16 protein-coding genes are annotated in these 15,476 nt (G+C 61.5%); 10 read left to right on the forward strand and 6 right to left on the reverse strand.

Annotated features, from left to right (window positions below; genetic code table 11):
- Positions 1-59: 59 nt before the first annotated feature.
- Positions 60-1,622 (forward strand): glutamine-hydrolyzing GMP synthase, encoded by a 1,563-nt coding sequence (gene guaA / locus J2X43_RS09365; RefSeq protein WP_310293418.1) that lies wholly within the window; start codon positions 60-62, stop codon positions 1,620-1,622.
- 54 nt (positions 1,623-1,676) lie between these two features.
- On the opposite strand, the gene J2X43_RS09370 is transcribed toward guaA, so the two are convergent.
- Positions 1,677-2,270 (reverse strand): TetR family transcriptional regulator, encoded by a 594-nt coding sequence (locus J2X43_RS09370; RefSeq protein WP_310293420.1) that lies wholly within the window; start codon positions 2,268-2,270, stop codon positions 1,677-1,679.
- A 114-nt stretch (positions 2,271-2,384) separates the two neighbouring features.
- On the opposite strand from J2X43_RS09370, the gene J2X43_RS09375 reads away from it, so the two are divergent.
- Positions 2,385-3,410: an aldehyde reductase gene (locus J2X43_RS09375; protein ID WP_112514172.1), complete on the forward strand. Its 1,026-nt coding sequence runs from the start codon at positions 2,385-2,387 to the stop codon at positions 3,408-3,410.
- Positions 3,411-3,474: 64 nt separating this feature from the next.
- On the opposite strand, the gene J2X43_RS09380 is transcribed toward J2X43_RS09375, so the two are convergent.
- On the reverse strand, positions 3,475-4,038 hold the full coding sequence (locus tag J2X43_RS09380; RefSeq protein ID WP_310293422.1) for a methylated-DNA--[protein]-cysteine S-methyltransferase: 564 nt from the start codon (positions 4,036-4,038) through the stop codon (positions 3,475-3,477).
- 327 nt (positions 4,039-4,365) lie between these two features.
- Here J2X43_RS09380 and J2X43_RS09385 point away from each other — a divergent pair, with 327 nt between their 5' ends.
- The 4 genes from J2X43_RS09385 (at position 4,366) to ybaK (ending at position 6,804) form a co-directional block, all read left to right on the forward strand.
- Entirely contained in the window at positions 4,366-4,839 is a 474-nt protein-coding gene (locus J2X43_RS09385) for a 2'-5' RNA ligase family protein (protein WP_310293424.1), read from the forward strand.
- A gap of 77 nt (positions 4,840-4,916) precedes the next feature.
- Entirely contained in the window at positions 4,917-5,975 is a 1,059-nt protein-coding gene (locus J2X43_RS09390; RefSeq protein WP_310293426.1) for a succinylglutamate desuccinylase/aspartoacylase family protein, read from the forward strand.
- A gap of 2 nt (positions 5,976-5,977) precedes the next feature.
- Complete coding sequence (locus J2X43_RS09395) at positions 5,978-6,328, forward strand: ArsC family reductase (RefSeq protein ID WP_310293428.1); 351 nt, start codon at positions 5,978-5,980, stop codon at positions 6,326-6,328.
- Positions 6,329-6,330: 2 nt separating this feature from the next.
- Positions 6,331-6,804 carry a Cys-tRNA(Pro) deacylase gene (gene ybaK, locus J2X43_RS09400; protein WP_310293430.1) on the forward strand — a complete coding sequence of 158 codons (474 nt, stop codon included), beginning with the start codon at positions 6,331-6,333 and terminating at the stop codon, positions 6,802-6,804.
- On the opposite strand, the gene J2X43_RS09405 is transcribed toward ybaK, so the two are convergent.
- Entirely contained in the window at positions 6,801-7,244 is a 444-nt protein-coding gene (locus J2X43_RS09405; RefSeq protein WP_310293431.1) for a MarR family winged helix-turn-helix transcriptional regulator, read from the reverse strand. The two genes, ybaK and J2X43_RS09405, sit on opposite strands and share 4 nt — an antisense overlap.
- A gap of 74 nt (positions 7,245-7,318) precedes the next feature.
- On the opposite strand from J2X43_RS09405, the gene J2X43_RS09410 reads away from it, so the two are divergent.
- Positions 7,319-7,996, forward strand: a complete 678-nt coding sequence (locus tag J2X43_RS09410) for a glutathione S-transferase family protein (protein WP_310293433.1) — start codon at positions 7,319-7,321, stop codon at positions 7,994-7,996.
- Between the two features lie 98 nt (positions 7,997-8,094).
- A complete protein-coding gene (locus J2X43_RS09415) occupies positions 8,095-9,345 on the forward strand; it encodes an aminopeptidase (protein ID WP_310293435.1) in 1,251 nt (416 codons plus the stop codon).
- A gap of 52 nt (positions 9,346-9,397) precedes the next feature.
- On the opposite strand, the gene xseA is transcribed toward J2X43_RS09415, so the two are convergent.
- Positions 9,398-10,984, reverse strand: coding sequence for an exodeoxyribonuclease VII large subunit (gene xseA, locus J2X43_RS09420; RefSeq protein ID WP_310293437.1), 1,587 nt, complete (start codon positions 10,982-10,984; stop codon positions 9,398-9,400).
- A 59-nt stretch (positions 10,985-11,043) separates the two neighbouring features.
- On the reverse strand, positions 11,044-12,876 hold the full coding sequence (locus J2X43_RS09425) for a hypothetical protein (protein WP_405049573.1): 1,833 nt from the start codon (positions 12,874-12,876) through the stop codon (positions 11,044-11,046).
- A 156-nt stretch (positions 12,877-13,032) separates the two neighbouring features.
- Here J2X43_RS09425 and J2X43_RS09430 point away from each other — a divergent pair, with 156 nt between their 5' ends.
- A complete protein-coding gene (locus J2X43_RS09430) occupies positions 13,033-14,058 on the forward strand; it encodes a glycosyltransferase (RefSeq protein ID WP_310293438.1) in 1,026 nt (341 codons plus the stop codon).
- Positions 14,055-14,432: a GtrA family protein gene (locus tag J2X43_RS09435; protein ID WP_310293440.1), complete on the forward strand. Its 378-nt coding sequence runs from the start codon at positions 14,055-14,057 to the stop codon at positions 14,430-14,432. The genes J2X43_RS09430 and J2X43_RS09435 overlap by 4 nt, the downstream gene beginning before the upstream one ends.
- Here the strand turns inward: J2X43_RS09435 and J2X43_RS09440 are convergent, their stop codons facing one another.
- Complete coding sequence (locus tag J2X43_RS09440; protein WP_310293442.1) at positions 14,433-15,419, reverse strand: Gfo/Idh/MocA family oxidoreductase; 987 nt, start codon at positions 15,417-15,419, stop codon at positions 14,433-14,435.
- Positions 15,420-15,476 lie beyond the last annotated feature (57 nt).

Below are 15,476 nucleotides of genomic sequence, written 5' to 3' on the forward strand. Positions count from 1 at the left end.
TCGGCCAGGCCGTGATTTCCCGCATTGCAAGACCGGGTGCTATTCATTAAAGGCTCGCCATGACCCAGACAGCACATCCCGACAGCGTTCTCATCGTCGATTTCGGCAGCCAGGTAACCCAGCTGATCGCGCGCCGTGTGCGCGAAGCGGGTGTCTATTGCGAGATCGTTCCCTTCCAGTCCGCCGAAGAGGGCTTCAAGCGCCTCCAGCCGAAAGCCGTGATCCTGTCCGGCAGCCCGGCCTCGACGGTCGATGAGGGTTCGCCCCGCGCGCCACAGATCATTTTCGACAGCGGTCTTCCTGTCTTCGGCATCTGCTACGGCCAGCAGACGATGTGCATGCAGCTCGGCGGCAAGGTCGAGAGCGGCCATCACCGCGAATTCGGCCGCGCCTTCCTTGAGGTCGACGAAGACAGCAAGCTGTTCGAGGGCCTCTGGTCGAAGGGTTCGCGCCACCAAGTCTGGATGAGCCACGGCGACCGCGTTACCGCGCTGCCCGACGGCTTCAAGGTCGTGGCGACCTCGCCGAACGCGCCTTATGCCTTCATCGCTGACGAGAAGCGCAAATATTACGGCGTGCAGTTCCACCCGGAAGTGGTGCATACACCCGATGGCGCCAAGCTGATCGGCAACTTCATTCACAACATCGCCGGCATCAAGGGCGACTGGTCGATGTCGGCCTACCGCCAGAAGGCGGTCGATATGATCCGCGAGCAGGTCGGCGACAAGCGCGTGCTCTGCGCCCTCTCCGGCGGCGTTGACAGCTCCGTTGCGGCGCTTTTGATCCACGAAGCGATCGGCGACAAGCTGACCTGCGTGCTCGTCGACCACGGCCTGATGCGCAAGGACGAGGCGGCCAATGTCGTCGCCATGTTCCGCGAACACTACAATCTGCACCTGATCCACGTCGACGCGTCCGACAAGTTCATCGGCGAGCTCGAAGGGGTCAGCGATCCCGAGACGAAGCGCAAGATCATCGGGCGCCTGTTCATCGAGACCTTCGAGGAAGAGGCCAAGAAGCTCGGCGGCGCAGATTTCCTCGGCCAGGGCACACTTTACCCTGACGTGATCGAAAGCGTCTCCTTCACCGGCGGCCCGTCGGTGACGATCAAGTCGCACCACAATGTCGGCGGCCTGCCCGAGCGCATGAACATGCAGCTCGTCGAGCCGCTGCGCGAACTGTTCAAGGACGAAGTGCGCGTGCTCGGCAAGGAGCTCGGCCTGCCCGACAGCTTCATCGGCCGCCACCCCTTCCCGGGTCCGGGCCTGGCGATCCGCTGCCCAGGCGGCATTACCCGCGAAAAGCTGGAAATCCTGCGTGAAGCCGACGCCATCTATCTCGACGAAATCCGCAAGGCCGGTCTCTACGACGCGATCTGGCAGGCTTTCGCGGTACTGCTGCCGGTCCAGACCGTCGGCGTCATGGGCGACGGCCGCACCTACGAATTCGTCTGCGCGCTGCGCGCCGTGACCTCGGTCGACGGGATGACAGCGGATTTCTACCACTACGACATGGAATTCCTCGGCCGCGCCGCCACTCGCATCATCAACGAAGTCCGCGGCATCAACCGCGTGGTCTACGATGTGACGAGCAAGCCGCCCGGCACGATCGAGTGGGAGTGAGGGCGACAACGCCCTCGCTTTTGCCTGGATCGCTTCGATCCTGATCGGCACCGCCTATTTTTTTGGTTCGATCAGACTTGCAATGACCGGTGTCAGCAATTCGACGAGCAAAGCCGGTTCGGCTTTCGTCAGCGGCTCGAGTTCGAGCATCTGACGCATCATCTGCACACCGGCAACAACCGCCAGAAATAGAGCTGCACGCTCCGAAGCGTGGTCCCCTGAAATGGCCTCTGTCGCGGCTGCGTGATGTACCTTGGCGATACGCTCGCGGGCAATACGCGCTGCTGTCGCACTTCCAGTAGAGCGAAACAGGATCAGAAATCCGTCAAGCGGCACCTTGCCTTGCGTAGTGACCCCGACGAGCGCTTCCGCAAAGGCGCGGGATAACTCGGCCCGCTTCAGATTGTCCTGTGACAGGATGATCGGATCCCGCATCGTGTCGGTGACCACCTCGCCGAACAAGCCCTCCTTCGATCCGAAATAGCGTCCGACCATCATCGCGGTAACACCCGCTGCTTCAGCGATGCCACGCAGGCCCGCGCCGTCATAGCCATGTTCCACAAAGGCTCTTCGCGCCGATGCGAGGATCGCGGCACGTGTCGCGTCGGCCTTGGCGGCGCGGCTATTGGGCGGCGGCGTTGATTTCATCATACACCTGTAGACTTAACTCGAAATTCAGTATACGGTCGTATATCGAATGTCACAACCGCGATCCGTTCGTACCCTATAACGCCGATCGCTCAATATCCTCAGGAGTTTCATATGGACGAACTTGTCCTCGTCACAGGCGGAACCGGCTTTATCGCACAACACTGCATCATCGCCCTGATCAATGCCGGCTACCGAGTCAGGACAACAGTGCGATCGTTGTCGCGCGAGGCAGAAGTGCGCGCCAACTTGAAGGCCGGTGGTGTCGAGCTTGGCGAGCGGTTGTCTTTCATTGCTGCCGATCTCAATTCCGACGATGGATGGGCAGAAGCGGCAGCCGGTTGCGCCTACGCCTTTCACGGTGCTTCACCCACGCCATCCGGAAGCTATGCGAGCGAGGAGGAATGGATCAAGCCTGCAGTCGATGGCAACCTCCGCGTTCTGCGTGCATCGCGCGATTCAGGCGTCAAGCGGGTCGTTCTCACCTCGGCCTTCGGCGCAATCGGCGCTGGGCACAAGCCGCTCGCCCGTCCGTTCGTCGAGACCGACTGGACCGACCTGACCGGAAACGTCGCGCCCTACCAGAAATCGAAGACCCTTGCCGAACGGGCGTCATGGGACTTCATTGCCAACGAAGGCCGCGGGCTGGAGCTCGCGTCTGTCAACCCCACCATGGTACTCGGACCGGCGCTGGGGCCGGATTATTCGCATTCGATCCGCACGATCAGAGAAATGCTGGAGGGTCAGCCCGGATACCCGAAGATCAAGACCTGCGTGGTCGATGTGCGGGATGTCGCCGACCTGCATCTGCGTGCCATGACCGATCCTGCTGCAAACGGCGAACGCTTCCTGGCCACCTCAGGCGAAGGGCTTTGGCTGGCGGAAATTGCTAAGCTGCTTAAAGAGCGTATGGGCATGGCTGCTAGCCGTGTCTCGACGCGTGTGTTGCCAAACATACTCGTGCGTTCGATGGCTCTCGCCAACCCAGCAATGAAAGGTCTCCTGCCGCTTCTGGGGGCCAAACTGGACGCCAGCGGAGAAAAGGCAGAACGCCTGCTCGGCTGGACGCCTCGCTCGCGAGAAGAGGCAATTGTGGCCAGCGCCGAAAGTCTGCTAAGGTTGGGCCTTGTCAAAACCTGATTGCCGATCAGCAGATCCCGCCGTAAACTCGAAAGGCAGATGGGAGCAGAACCCCTCTCGCTGCCTAAAACCCCAGCGACTGTTGGGCCGGTTCAGGCGGACCGAGGTTGACACCCTCCAGTTCCAGCATCTTCGCTTTGGAGTTCGACCCGCCAGGGGCCGAGAAGCCGCCGAGCTTGCCGCCGGCGGCAAGGACGCGGTGGCAGGGGATGATCAGCGCGACCGGATTCTTGGCCATGGCCTGGCCAACGTCGCGGGCGGCTTCCGGGCCGCGGCCAAGTTCCCTTGCGAGCGTGCCGTAGGTCGTCGTCCTGCCCCAGCCGACGCGACGGGCGGCGGCGTAGATTTCCCGGAAGAACTCATCCTGATTGGACAGATCCACCGCAACATCTGAGAAGTCCACGGTCTCCCCGGCGAAGTAGCGTTTAACGGATTCGATCGTCGCCGCGACCGCAACCGGCGGATCGGCGCGCAGGCCCGACGACAGGCGTTTCAGTAGAAGTTGTTCGGTCGAACTTTCAGCCTTTGTCGGCAGCTGGAAGCGGGTGATTCCCGCTGCATTCCAGGCGACGCCGCAATAGCCGCCGGCGGTCTGAAAAATGCAGTAGTGATGCGTTGCCTCGCTCATGACGCAACCTCCGTGATTGACTGCCCCAAAGATCGTATGCCTGCGCTCGGCCTTCAACCCGATTCTTGCGCGTAACCGTCATCTCAACATTTCGATTATTTGTTCTCTTTTTGTTCTTGTCAATTCCTGCACTGATTGCTAGCCTCTGGTCCTTCATGAGGAGGCGGCGGTTGCCGGTTGAAGATGGTTGCTCAGAACCAGGCGGAATTTTCATTTGACCGTGCGCCTGACCCCGCGGCGCCAGGTCGCGGCGGAGCGGATCGAAAGCCTTGCAATTTTTACTTCGCGCTGCGCCCCGACGAGCGGGCGGCAGAGCAGACGAGGCGCATGGCGGGTGATCTGCGGCGGCGTTTCGGCTTGCGGGAGAAGCCACGGCCCAAGCGCCTGCTCCACGTCTCGCTCTGCCATCTCGGCGAGTGGGATGCGATCCCGCCGAGCATGCTGTTCGATGGTTTGGCGGCCGCCGCTGCCGTCAGAATGCGCCCCTTCAAGCTGACCTTCCGGCGCGCCGTGAGTTTTCGCCAGGGCAAGCCGGCACTGGTTCTGCGGGCAGACGAAGGGCGGCAAGAGGTTCTCTCATTGCATGCGCAGCTCGCCTTGTCGCTGCTCAACCGAGGCGTCAGCGTCCGGGTCCAGCCGAAGCTCGAGCCGCATATGACGCTGCTCTATGATTATCGCAGCGTGCCCGAGACGATCCTTTCGGAGCCGATCGTCTGGACGGCGAAGTCTTTCGTGCTGGTGAACAGCCTCGTCGGCGAAGGCCGGCATGTGGATATCGAAGAATGGCCGCTGCTTGGATGAGGAGCCCCTATTGACGCTTGCGCCGGTGCGGCGGAGTTGCTTAAAGCTGCTCCCAGCAGATTTTGCGGAGTGCTGACATGGATACGACCGAGATCATCATTCCTGGCGATACGCCGGGCATCGAATGGCGCCTGCCGGTGCTGCATTTCAAGGGCAGCGATCCGCATGCGCCGCGGATCTACATTCAGGCAGCTCTGCATGCCAACGAGCTGCCGGGAACGGCACTGCTGCATTTCCTCTGCCGGAAGCTCAGAGCTGCCGAAGATGCCGGAAGGATCGCCAGCGACATTACCATCGTTCCGCAGGCCAACCCGATCGGCGCGGCGCAATCGCATTTCGGCGAGCTGCAGGGACGTTTCGATCTCGGATCGCGCACTAACTTCAATCGCGACTTCCCGCTGATTTCGCTGCGCGACCGCGATACGCTGGTTGAGGATCTCGACCGGTATCCGGCTACGGATCGTCTCAAGCGGCAGCTGATCCATATGGCACTCGGCGCCGATCTGGTGCTCGACCTGCATTGCGACGATGAATCACTGCAATATGCCTATATCGACGAGGCCTTCTGGCCCGAGGCGGCCGATCTGGCCAGCGCTCTGTCGATGGATGCCGTGCTGCTTTCGGATGGCGAAAGCTCGGCTTTCGAGGAAGCTGTCGGTTTTGCGTGGAAATACGAGGTGCCCGGCGAGAAACGCAGCCGCTTGCCCGGCAAGCTCTCCGTAACGGTGGAGCTTCGCGGCCGCCGCGACGTCTATCCTGACATGGCATCTGCTGATGCCGATGGCGTCTTCGCCTTCCTCGCCGCCCGCGGGGCGATCAGGGACAGCGCAACTCTCGGTGCTTTCACCGGACCCGCCGTGCCGCTCGACAATATCGAGATGATCCGCACGCCGGTTGCCGGCACCCTTCTTTTCCACCGCGACATCGGCGAGACGGTCGCTGCCGGCGATCTTTTGGCAACCATCGTCGCGCGGCCGGGTATGGCCGATGGCGAGACGGAGATTCGTGCCCCGCAGGCAGGCTTGATCGTGACGCGCACGTCCGACCGGCTGGTGCGGCGGCGCGCAGACCTGATGAAGATTGCCTGTGGCGAGCCAAGCACGGCGCTGCGCAAAGCCGGAACGCTGGAAGACTGACGATGGCAACGACGATTTACGGCATTAAGAACTGCGACACGATGAAGAAGGCGCGCACCTGGCTCGAGGAGAATGGGGCGGGCTACGACTTCCACGATTACAAGGCCTCGGGCATCGACCGGGCACATCTGGAAGCCTGGGTCGGCAAGGCCGGATGGGAAACGGTGCTGAACCGTGCAGGAACAACCTTCCGTAAGCTGCCCGATGCCGATCGCGAGAACCTGACGCGCGACAAAGCGATCGCGCTGATGCTGGAGCAGCCTTCGATGATCAAGCGCCCGGTACTGGAGCATGACGGCAAGCTGCTTATTGGCTTCAAGCCTGATCTCTACGCTGCCGAATTCGGAAAGTGATCATGTCGAAGACGACGCGTGCCACGCAGGTCCTTGCCAAATCGGGCGTCGAATTCACGGTCCATACCTATGACTACGATCCGAACGCTCAACTCGTCGGCCTGCAGGCGGCGGAAGCGCTCGGCGAGGAGCCGCACCGGGTTCTGAAGACACTGATGGCCGAAGTCGATGGCAAAGCGGTCTGCGTCGTCGTGCCATCCGACCGTGAAGTGAGCATGAAGAAGCTGGCCGCAGCCTTCGGCGGCAAGTCCGCCAACATGATGAAGCCTGCCGACGCCGAACGGCTGACCGGGTATCATGTCGGCGGCATCAGCCCCTTCGGCCAGAAGAAGCTTGTGCCGACGGCCCTTGAGGAAGCAGCGCTGACAGAAGCCCTGGTCTATATGAACGGCGGGCAGCGCGGGCTGCAGGTGAGGCTCGCGCCTGGAGATGCGCTCAAGGCGCTGAACGCAAAGGCGGCATCGCTGATCGCCTAGGCCGACAGGTTCTTCAAAAGGCCTGCGAGCGCTTTTGCGGACGCATCGTCGAGCTTCGAGCCGACATGCCTTTCGATCGCCTTCGAATAGACCACCCACATCCGCTCGCGAAGCGCCCGGCCCGCATCGGTCACGACCACCCATCGCCCACGGCCATCCTCCGCAAATGTCTGGCGGCCGACCAGCCCCTCACGTTCGAGCCGGTCGATCAGGCGCGAGAGATTGTATTGCGCCAACAGCGTGCGCTCTTCGATCTCGAAGGGCCTCAGACGGCTATCCGGCGCGCGGACCAGTTCCCACAAGACATCGTACCAGCCGAGCGGCGGCATGCCCGCCTGTTTCAGGTCGGCCTCGATTGCCAGAAGCAACTTCTGCTGCGCACGCATGATACCGATCCACGCTTCGGTGGCGGCATCGGATGGGGTGGTTTTCTCCGGCATGGATGCAATTACATCTATCTTGACGGATGCCGCAAGCGTATTTATATGCAATTGCATCTATCATGGAGATACCGATGCTCAAGCTGACCCTCATCTCGCACCATCTTTGCCCTTACGTGCAGCGCGCCGCGATCGCGCTCGGCGAAAAGGGCGTCCGCTTCGAGCGTGTTGTCATCGACCTCGACAACAAGCCCGAGTGGTTTTCGAAGATTTCGCCGCTCGGCAAGGTTCCGCTGCTGCTCATCGAGGACGATGGCGAACAGACAGCGCTCTTCGAAAGCGCTGTAATCTGCGAGTATCTGGACGAAACACAGCCGGGACCGAGACTGCATCCTGGCGATGCGTTGCTGCGGGCACGGCATCGCGGCTGGATGGAGTTCGGCTCGTCCATCCTCTCCGATCTCTGGACCTATGAGACGACAAGCGATGCACGGCAGCTGGAAGACAAGCGCAAGGTGATTGCCGGGAAATTCAAAACCATCGAGGCGGAGCTCTCGGCCGGCCCGTTTTTCGCTGGCGATAATTTCAGCCTGGTCGATGCCGTCTTCGCGCCGATTTTCCGGTATTTCGACGTTTTCGATACGCTCGGCGAAAGCAATATCTTCAACGGGCTGCCAAAGGTGCAGGCATGGCGTAGCGAACTTGCGAAACGCCCCAGCGTGCGCGCGGCGGCCGCACCCGATTATCCGGAAAGGTTGATGGCATTTCTTGAAAAGCATCAGTCGGCACTGCTTCGGCAAACGGCTGCCTAGGGCCACATTCTCAAGCGGCGAATTCGATGCATCGAGCTTCATTTTCGCCGCAAACGGGTCTAAGTCTGCTGCCTGCAATTTATCAGGAGGTCCCGACCATGAACTTCATGCCCCAGAACCATTCGATCGACCCGGTCAAGCTGGATAAGCTTGCCGAGGTCGCGGTGAAGGTGGGCCTGCAGCTGCAGAAGGGCCAGGATCTGGTCATCACGGCGCCAGTCGTTGCCATTCCGCTCGTCCGCCTGATCACCAAGCATGCCTACCAGGCCGGCGCCGGCTTGGTGAATGCCTTCTATTCCGACGAGGAATCGACGCTCGCCCGCTATCAGTATGCGAGCGACGAGAGCTTCGATCGCGCCTCCGGCTGGCTCTACGATGGCATGGCCAAGGCCTATGCCAACAATGCCGCCCGGCTTGCCATCGCTGGCGACAATCCGATGCTGCTTTCGGACCAGGATCCGGGCAAGGTCAGCCGCGCCAACCGCGCCAACTCGAGCGCCTACAAACCGGCGCTCGAGAAGATCTCGAATTTCGACATCAACTGGAACATCGTTTCCTATCCAAACCCTTCCTGGGCCAAGCTCGTTTTCCCCAATGATCCCGAAGCGATTGCCGTTGCCAAGCTCGCCAAGGCGATCTTTGCCGCGTCGCGCGTCGATCTCGATGATCCGATTGCCGCCTGGGCAGAGCACAACGGCAACCTCGCCAAGCGTTCGGCATGGCTGAACGGCCAGCGCTTCGCGGCCCTGCACTTCACCGGACCGGGCACGGATCTGACGGTCGGGCTTGCCGACGGCCACGAATGGCATGGCGGCGCATCGACGGCGAAGAATGGCATTACCTGCAACCCGAACATCCCGACCGAAGAGGTCTTCACCACGCCGCATGCGCTGCGCGTCGAAGGCCATGTGTCGAGCACCAAACCGCTCTCGCATCAGGGCACGCTGATCGACAATATTCAGGTGCGTTTCGAAGGCGGCCGCATCGTCGAGGCCAAGGCGTCGCGCGGGGCCGAAGTGCTGAACAAGGTGCTGGATACCGACGATGGCGCACGCCGCCTGGGCGAGGTGGCACTGGTTCCGCATTCCTCGCCGATCTCGGCCAGCGGCATCCTGTTCTACAACACGCTGTTCGACGAGAATGCCTCCTGCCACATCGCGCTCGGCCAGTGCTATTCAAAGTGCTTTGTGGATGGCGCAACGCTCAGCCAGGACCAGATCAAGGCGCAGGGCGGCAATTCGAGCCTGATCCATATCGACTGGATGATCGGTTCCAACAAGGTCGATATCGACGGCATCAAGCCGGATGGATCGCGGGTGCCGGTCATGCGCCATGGCGAGTGGGCGTAACGCAACACAGGCTGGCGCACGATACCATCGAGCGGCCGGCTCTCCGGGCGTCCTAGAAGAGGCTTCCCTGCTTCGGAGGGGGCGCCTGTTCGCCGGACTTGGGCGCACGCTTCTTCGTCGCTGGCGGCGCTCCGCCCTCGGTGGTTACGGCACCGACGCGGCCATCCGAGAATTCGATCGAGATCCCGGCACCTGCCGTCAGCATGGCGGCCTGCGAGACCGGCCGGTCATCGTCATCCCTGATCAAGGCATAGCCGCGCTTCAGCACGTTCTTGTAGGAAAGCGACTGCAGCACCCGATCCTGAGCGGCCAGCTCTCCCCGCGCCCGTGTCAGCTGATGGCGCACGGCCGTGTCGCCATGGCGGGACAGATTGGCAAGGTGATCGCGCATGCGGGCGGTCTGCGTCGTCAGGCGCGCGGGGACAGACGACAGCGTCACGCCGAAACGCTCGACCCGGCCTTTCAAGGCGTCGATACGGCGCTCGACGATGCGCTCGGCCCGCGTCATCCGCTCGGCCAGCATCTGCCGCCGCTCGGTGATCCTGTTGGACAGCACATCCGGGCGCAGATGCGATGCCACGCGCTCGAAACTGCGGCGCTTGTTGATGGTGTTGAGTTCCAAACCACGCCCGAGACCGGAGGCCGCTTCGTCGAACCGGCGGCGCGGCAGGGCCAGCAGCTGATCGAGCGATGGCAGCGCGCGCATCAGCGCCCGCACGGACTGGCGACGATGATCCATCTGCCGTGTGATACAGGCCTGAAGACGGGCGGAAAGGCCGGCGATCTGCGCTTCGAGTTCCGCCTTGACCGGCACCGCCATTTCACCCGCACCCGTCGGCGTCGGCGCCCTGACATCGGCCGCGTAATCGATCAGGGTCCAGTCCGTTTCGTGCCCGACGGCCGAAATCAGCGGGATGGCACTTTCGGCCGCGGCACGAACAACGATCTCGTCGTTGAAGCTCCATAGATCCTCAAGACTGCCGCCGCCGCGGGCAACGATCAGCACATCGGGCCTTGGCATCTCGCCCGCAGGCTCGAAAGCGTTGAAGCCGCGGATGGCATTGGCAACCTCTTCGCCGGATCCCTCGCCCTGCACCTTCACCGGCCAGACAAGCACATGAACGGGAAAGCGATCGGAGATGCGGTGAAGAATATCGCGGATGACGGCGCCCGTCGGCGAGGTGACCACACCAATTACCTTCGGCATGTAGGGAAGGCGGCGCTTGCGCGCCGGATCGAAAAGCCCCTCGGCACCGAGCTTGCGCTTCCGCTCCTCGATCAGCGCCATCAGCGCGCCGGCACCGGCCGGCTCCAGCGTTTCGATGACGATCTGGTATTTGGACGATCCCGGGAACGTCGTGATCTTGCCGGTGGCGATAACCTCCATGCCTTCCTCAGGCCGGAAGCGGAGACGCGAGAAAACACCCTTCCAGATGACGGCATCGATGCGTGCGCGGTCATCCTTCATCGAAAAATAAGCGTGGCCGGACGAATGCGGCCCGCGATAACCGGATATTTCGCCGCGCACGCGGACCTGATCGAATGCGGTCTCGACCGTGCGCTTGATCGATCCCGATAGTTCGGAAACCGAATATTCCGTGAGGTTTGTCGGCGAATCGCCGTCGAAGACATTGCTCATGTCTTCGTTCTATCCGAAGTGGGGCGAAAGATCAGCCGGAAGATCGCCAGTCGGGGGCGTCAATCCACCGGCTTGAAGAGGAAATACTGGACGCCTTCAGCCTTGGCATAAGGCTGAAGATAATCCGGCACATTGCCTTCGGCGAGCTGGGCGTAGAGGCCGTCTGGCTTGAGTTTTGCGAGCTGCGCCGACGACACATCCTCCTGGCAATAAGCCAGTGCAGTCGCCCCCACGCCACGCAGGAACGCCTCTGCCTCCTTGGGCTCGGCCAGGCCGATATGCAATTCCGTGAGCATGCCTCGCGGGTTGCGGTGATAGGGAGCCGTCAGCACATGCTGGGCGCTGAACCGGAGGATCGGTACGCCCATTTCCCAAGGCGCGACGACCATCCCTTGTGGCATGTTGTCGAGCGGCGCTATCGCCTGACGCGATTTGCAGGCGGATTCGGGTTCGTCTTCGCTTGCAACGGCGCTGGCCGCCGGGTTCACTTGCATGGCAACAAGATCGCCGGCGACGCCCCAAGCTGCCGGAACGCTGCCGATCACTACGAGGATGTAGCAGAGTGCCGCTGCGATATTTTCCCGGTCTGCATTGGAAACCTTGCGCACATCAATGATCAGAAGGGTCAGAGGCAGGATCGCCAACATGTTCGAGAACGTCGCACCCCGCACCTGCACCAGGGCGATAGCAAAGCTAACCCCCAGCAGGAAAAGAAGCGTCAGGTGAACTTCCACGCGGTCGCGTTGCATGATGCGGAACACGCATATGGCGACACCGAAAAGGCCGGTCGCATAGAAGGCACCCAGAATATACGTTTCGGTGCGTGCCATCTCCACGAAGGATCGCGCCTCGGAGATGCTATCCAACCAAAGCTCGACAAGCATCGGATCAAGATTGCTCAGCGGATTCTGCAGGCATTGCGGCGCGATAAGCAGCGCGGAGATCGCGATGCAAAGGCCAACACCGGCGAGTACAGCAAAACGCGTGAGGCGCGGCGCCCTGCTCGCAAAGGCGGCAGCAACGAAAAGCAAACCACCCCCGATCGCTGACAGGCTATAGAAACCAAGCGAGAGATTGTCGCAGGTTACGGCCGAATAAAGCCGTGGCGGGACGGTGCCGAAGAAGAAGATACTGACGAAGACGGCAAGCGAGAGGCCGAAGGCTTTCGCGGCACTCGCATAAACATCGCCATGCCACGCCCAGGCAATCGCAACGATTAGGCAGATGGAGGCCACTGCCGGCGTTGTTTCGGCGCCTATCGCGATCGCGACTGCGGCACAAAACCCGGCGACGGCGAAACTCCATCCGCGATATTTGTCGTCGAGCAGCATTGCCACCATCATCGCGACGAGGCCCATCTGCGCATTGTGATGATCGATCGCGCCGGGCAAGAACCGTCCGCTCGTCAAGATCATCAAGAATGTCAATGCGAGCGAGATGTGCATTGCCAGCGCGCCGCCGATACGGCGGCCGGCGATCGCCATTGCAAGCATCAAGGGCAGGACGAGCGAAATCGGCCAGACCGCCAGCGCCAGCGCGTCGGCTCGCTCTCCGGAAAAGAACAGTCCGAAAAACTTGATCAGCGCGGCAATCGGCAAATCGATCAGGCGCGACCAATGCATCAATGTCCCGCCGACGCCGAGACGATACTGCATGAGATCGAACCAGCCCTGACCGGCCAGCAGATCACGAACCTCGACAAGCCGCATGCCGTCGTCGTTGTCCGGACCGACGTAGTCCTTCGCATGCGGCAGCTTGATAAGCAGGATCGCCACGAGCAAGACTGCGCTATAGGCGAATACAGAGGGCCAAAGCCGCGAGAACAGCGCCTGAAATCGTGCAAGCTTGCTGCCTGAAGGGGAAATGGCGGTCATCTCTACAGCGTTCGTCATTTCGGGAACTCGTTGCCAGTTCCAGCTGGTTTATCAGCAGGCGATCAAGAAAGAGTAAAACGTGTCAGTTGAGCGCAATTGGCTGCCTGCGTCATAGCGTCTTATTAACATTGGCTGACTTATACTGCGCCCCGGCCAAACCCGGTGAGCAAGATCATGAACCGATCGCAGAACGATACTCCATCCATTGCCGTGCTCCTCCCCTGCTACAACGAGGCAGCAACGATCGGCGCCGTGGTTCGCGGGTTCAAGGCAGCGCTTCCCGAGGCCCAGATCTACGTCTACGACAACAATTCCACCGACGGCACCGCGCTGCATGCAATGCTGGCCGGCGCAAATGTCGTGCGCGAGCGGCGTCAGGGCAAGGGCCATGTCGTGCGCCGGATGTTTGCCGATATCGATGCCGATATTTACCTGATGGCCGATGGCGACGGCACCTATGCACCGGAAGACGGCGAAGACCTGATCCGCACGCTTCTGACGGAGCGCGCCGACATGGTGGTCGGCACCCGCCGGAACGTCCGCGCCGACGCGGGCCGTCAGGGCCACGCCTTCGGCAACCGGATTTTCAACGTCCTCTACCGGACTATCTTCGGCCCTGATTTCACCGATATCTTTTCCGGCTATCGCGCCTTCTCGCGCCGTTTCGTCAAGAGTTTTCCGGCGGTATCGGGCGGCTTCGAAATCGAGACCGAAATGTCGGTCCATGCCTCGCGCCTGAAGCTGCCGGTCAGCGAGCTCGAGCTCGATTACGGCCGCCGGCCGGAAGGCTCGCATTCCAAGCTCTCCACCTTCAGGGACGGCGGCAATATCCTCTGGATGTTTGCCATGTTGATGAAGGAAACACGGCCCTTCGCCTTCTTTGGCATCATCAGCGCAACATTCATGCTGGCAAGCCTTGGCTTTATGACGCCCGTGCTGGCGGAATATTTCGCGACCGGTCTCGTCAGCCGCATGCCGACCTGGGTTCTGTCCATGGCGCTGATGATGATCTCGTTCATGCTTTTCACCGCGGGCACGATCCTTGATTCCGTTGCGCGCTCACGAGCGGAGCAGCTGCGCATCCACTATATGGCAGCTGGTGCCGCAAGCCGACGCGAGCGGCAGCGCACAGAGCTTTCCGAGAATATTGCCGAGCCAGCGCGCAAGCCTGTCGCGGCTCGCAAGGCAGGTGCCGCGTGAAGAAGCTGCTGCGCTTCGGTATCGCAGGCGGGATTGGCTTCGTTGTCGACGCCGGATTGCTGACGCTGCTGCTGCATGTCACACCGCTCGGCCCGTTCATCGCCCGGCTGATTGCGATCGCGCTGGCGATGGTCGTCACCTGGATCTTCAATCGGACATTCACCTTCGACCGGTCGCCGCATTCGCTTGCCGTCGAAGGTTTCCGCTACGGATCCGTCGGGATCACGTCTGCGCTTGTCAACTACGGCCTCTACGCCGCCCTGCTGTTGACGATGCCCGCGCTGCAGCCACTGGCGGCGCTGGTGCTTGCCACCGCCGCGTCGATGTTCTTCAGTTTCTTCGGCTATTCCCGCTTCGTTTTCCGCAGCGAGTGATCAGACCGGCTCCCAGCCGTCCTTCTCGCTGGCACGGTAGATCGCGTCGATCACCTTCTGGTTCAGTTTCGAATTTTCCAGCGTGACGATCTCTTCCTGCTCGCCCTTGGCGGCGCGGGCAAAGGCTTCCGCCTGCTTGCGATACTGGCGGCTGTCCTGGAAGCGGAAGATGGTCGACTGGTTGTGGCCGCGGTTGCTGAGCTCGATCTCCTCGGGCCCCCAGCGGTCAGCATTGAAGGGGGATTTCACCTCGATGAAGCCTTCGGTGCCGTGGAACACCATCAGCTGGCGATTGGCCATCTGAGTCGAGATATAGAAGCTCAGCTCGAAGTCGCCGAAATCGGCCTTGACGCTCGAATAGATGTCGGTGCCGAATTCCGGATCGCGTTCGGTCACGGCCTGGATGCGCAGCGGCTCCAGACCGGTCGAGAAGCGGGTGCTGATCGTCGGGTAGACGCCGATATCGGGCAGGCCGCCGCCGCCAAGCTCGGGGATGTTGCGCATGTTGCCCGGATCGCGATTGAAATAAGTGAAAACACCCTGGACATGGCGTAGCTTGCCGATGGCGCCTTCGGCGATCAGCGAGCGGACTTTGCGCCAGACCGGCGCATAGGTGACCATGAAAGCTTCCGAGATCAGCACCTTGTTGCGGTCCCGCGCCGCGATCAGCTTGTCGATCTCCGCAGCCTTCAGCGCGATCGGCTTTTCGCAGAGGACGTGCTTGCCGGCATCCGCCGCCTTGATCGCCCATTCGATATGCTGCGACGTCGGCAGCGGGATGTAGACGGCGTCGATCTTGTCGGATGCCAGCATTTCTTCGTAGGAGCCGAAGGCATGCGGGGCAGAGAAACGGTCCGCCATCTCACGGGCGCGGGCCAGATCACGGCTGGCGACGGCGCTGACGACGCAATTTTCGGCATCCTGAATGGCGGGCACGACAGCCTCGCGACCGATCTTGGCGGTGGAAATGATACCGAAACGCAGCATGGATGAGCCTCCCAAAGGTTGATTGCGCGCACCTTATTCACCGGGCGGCAGGCAGGC

Source organism: Rhizobium sp. BE258 (assembly GCF_031457345.1).
Lineage (GTDB): Bacteria > Pseudomonadota > Alphaproteobacteria > Rhizobiales > Rhizobiaceae > Rhizobium.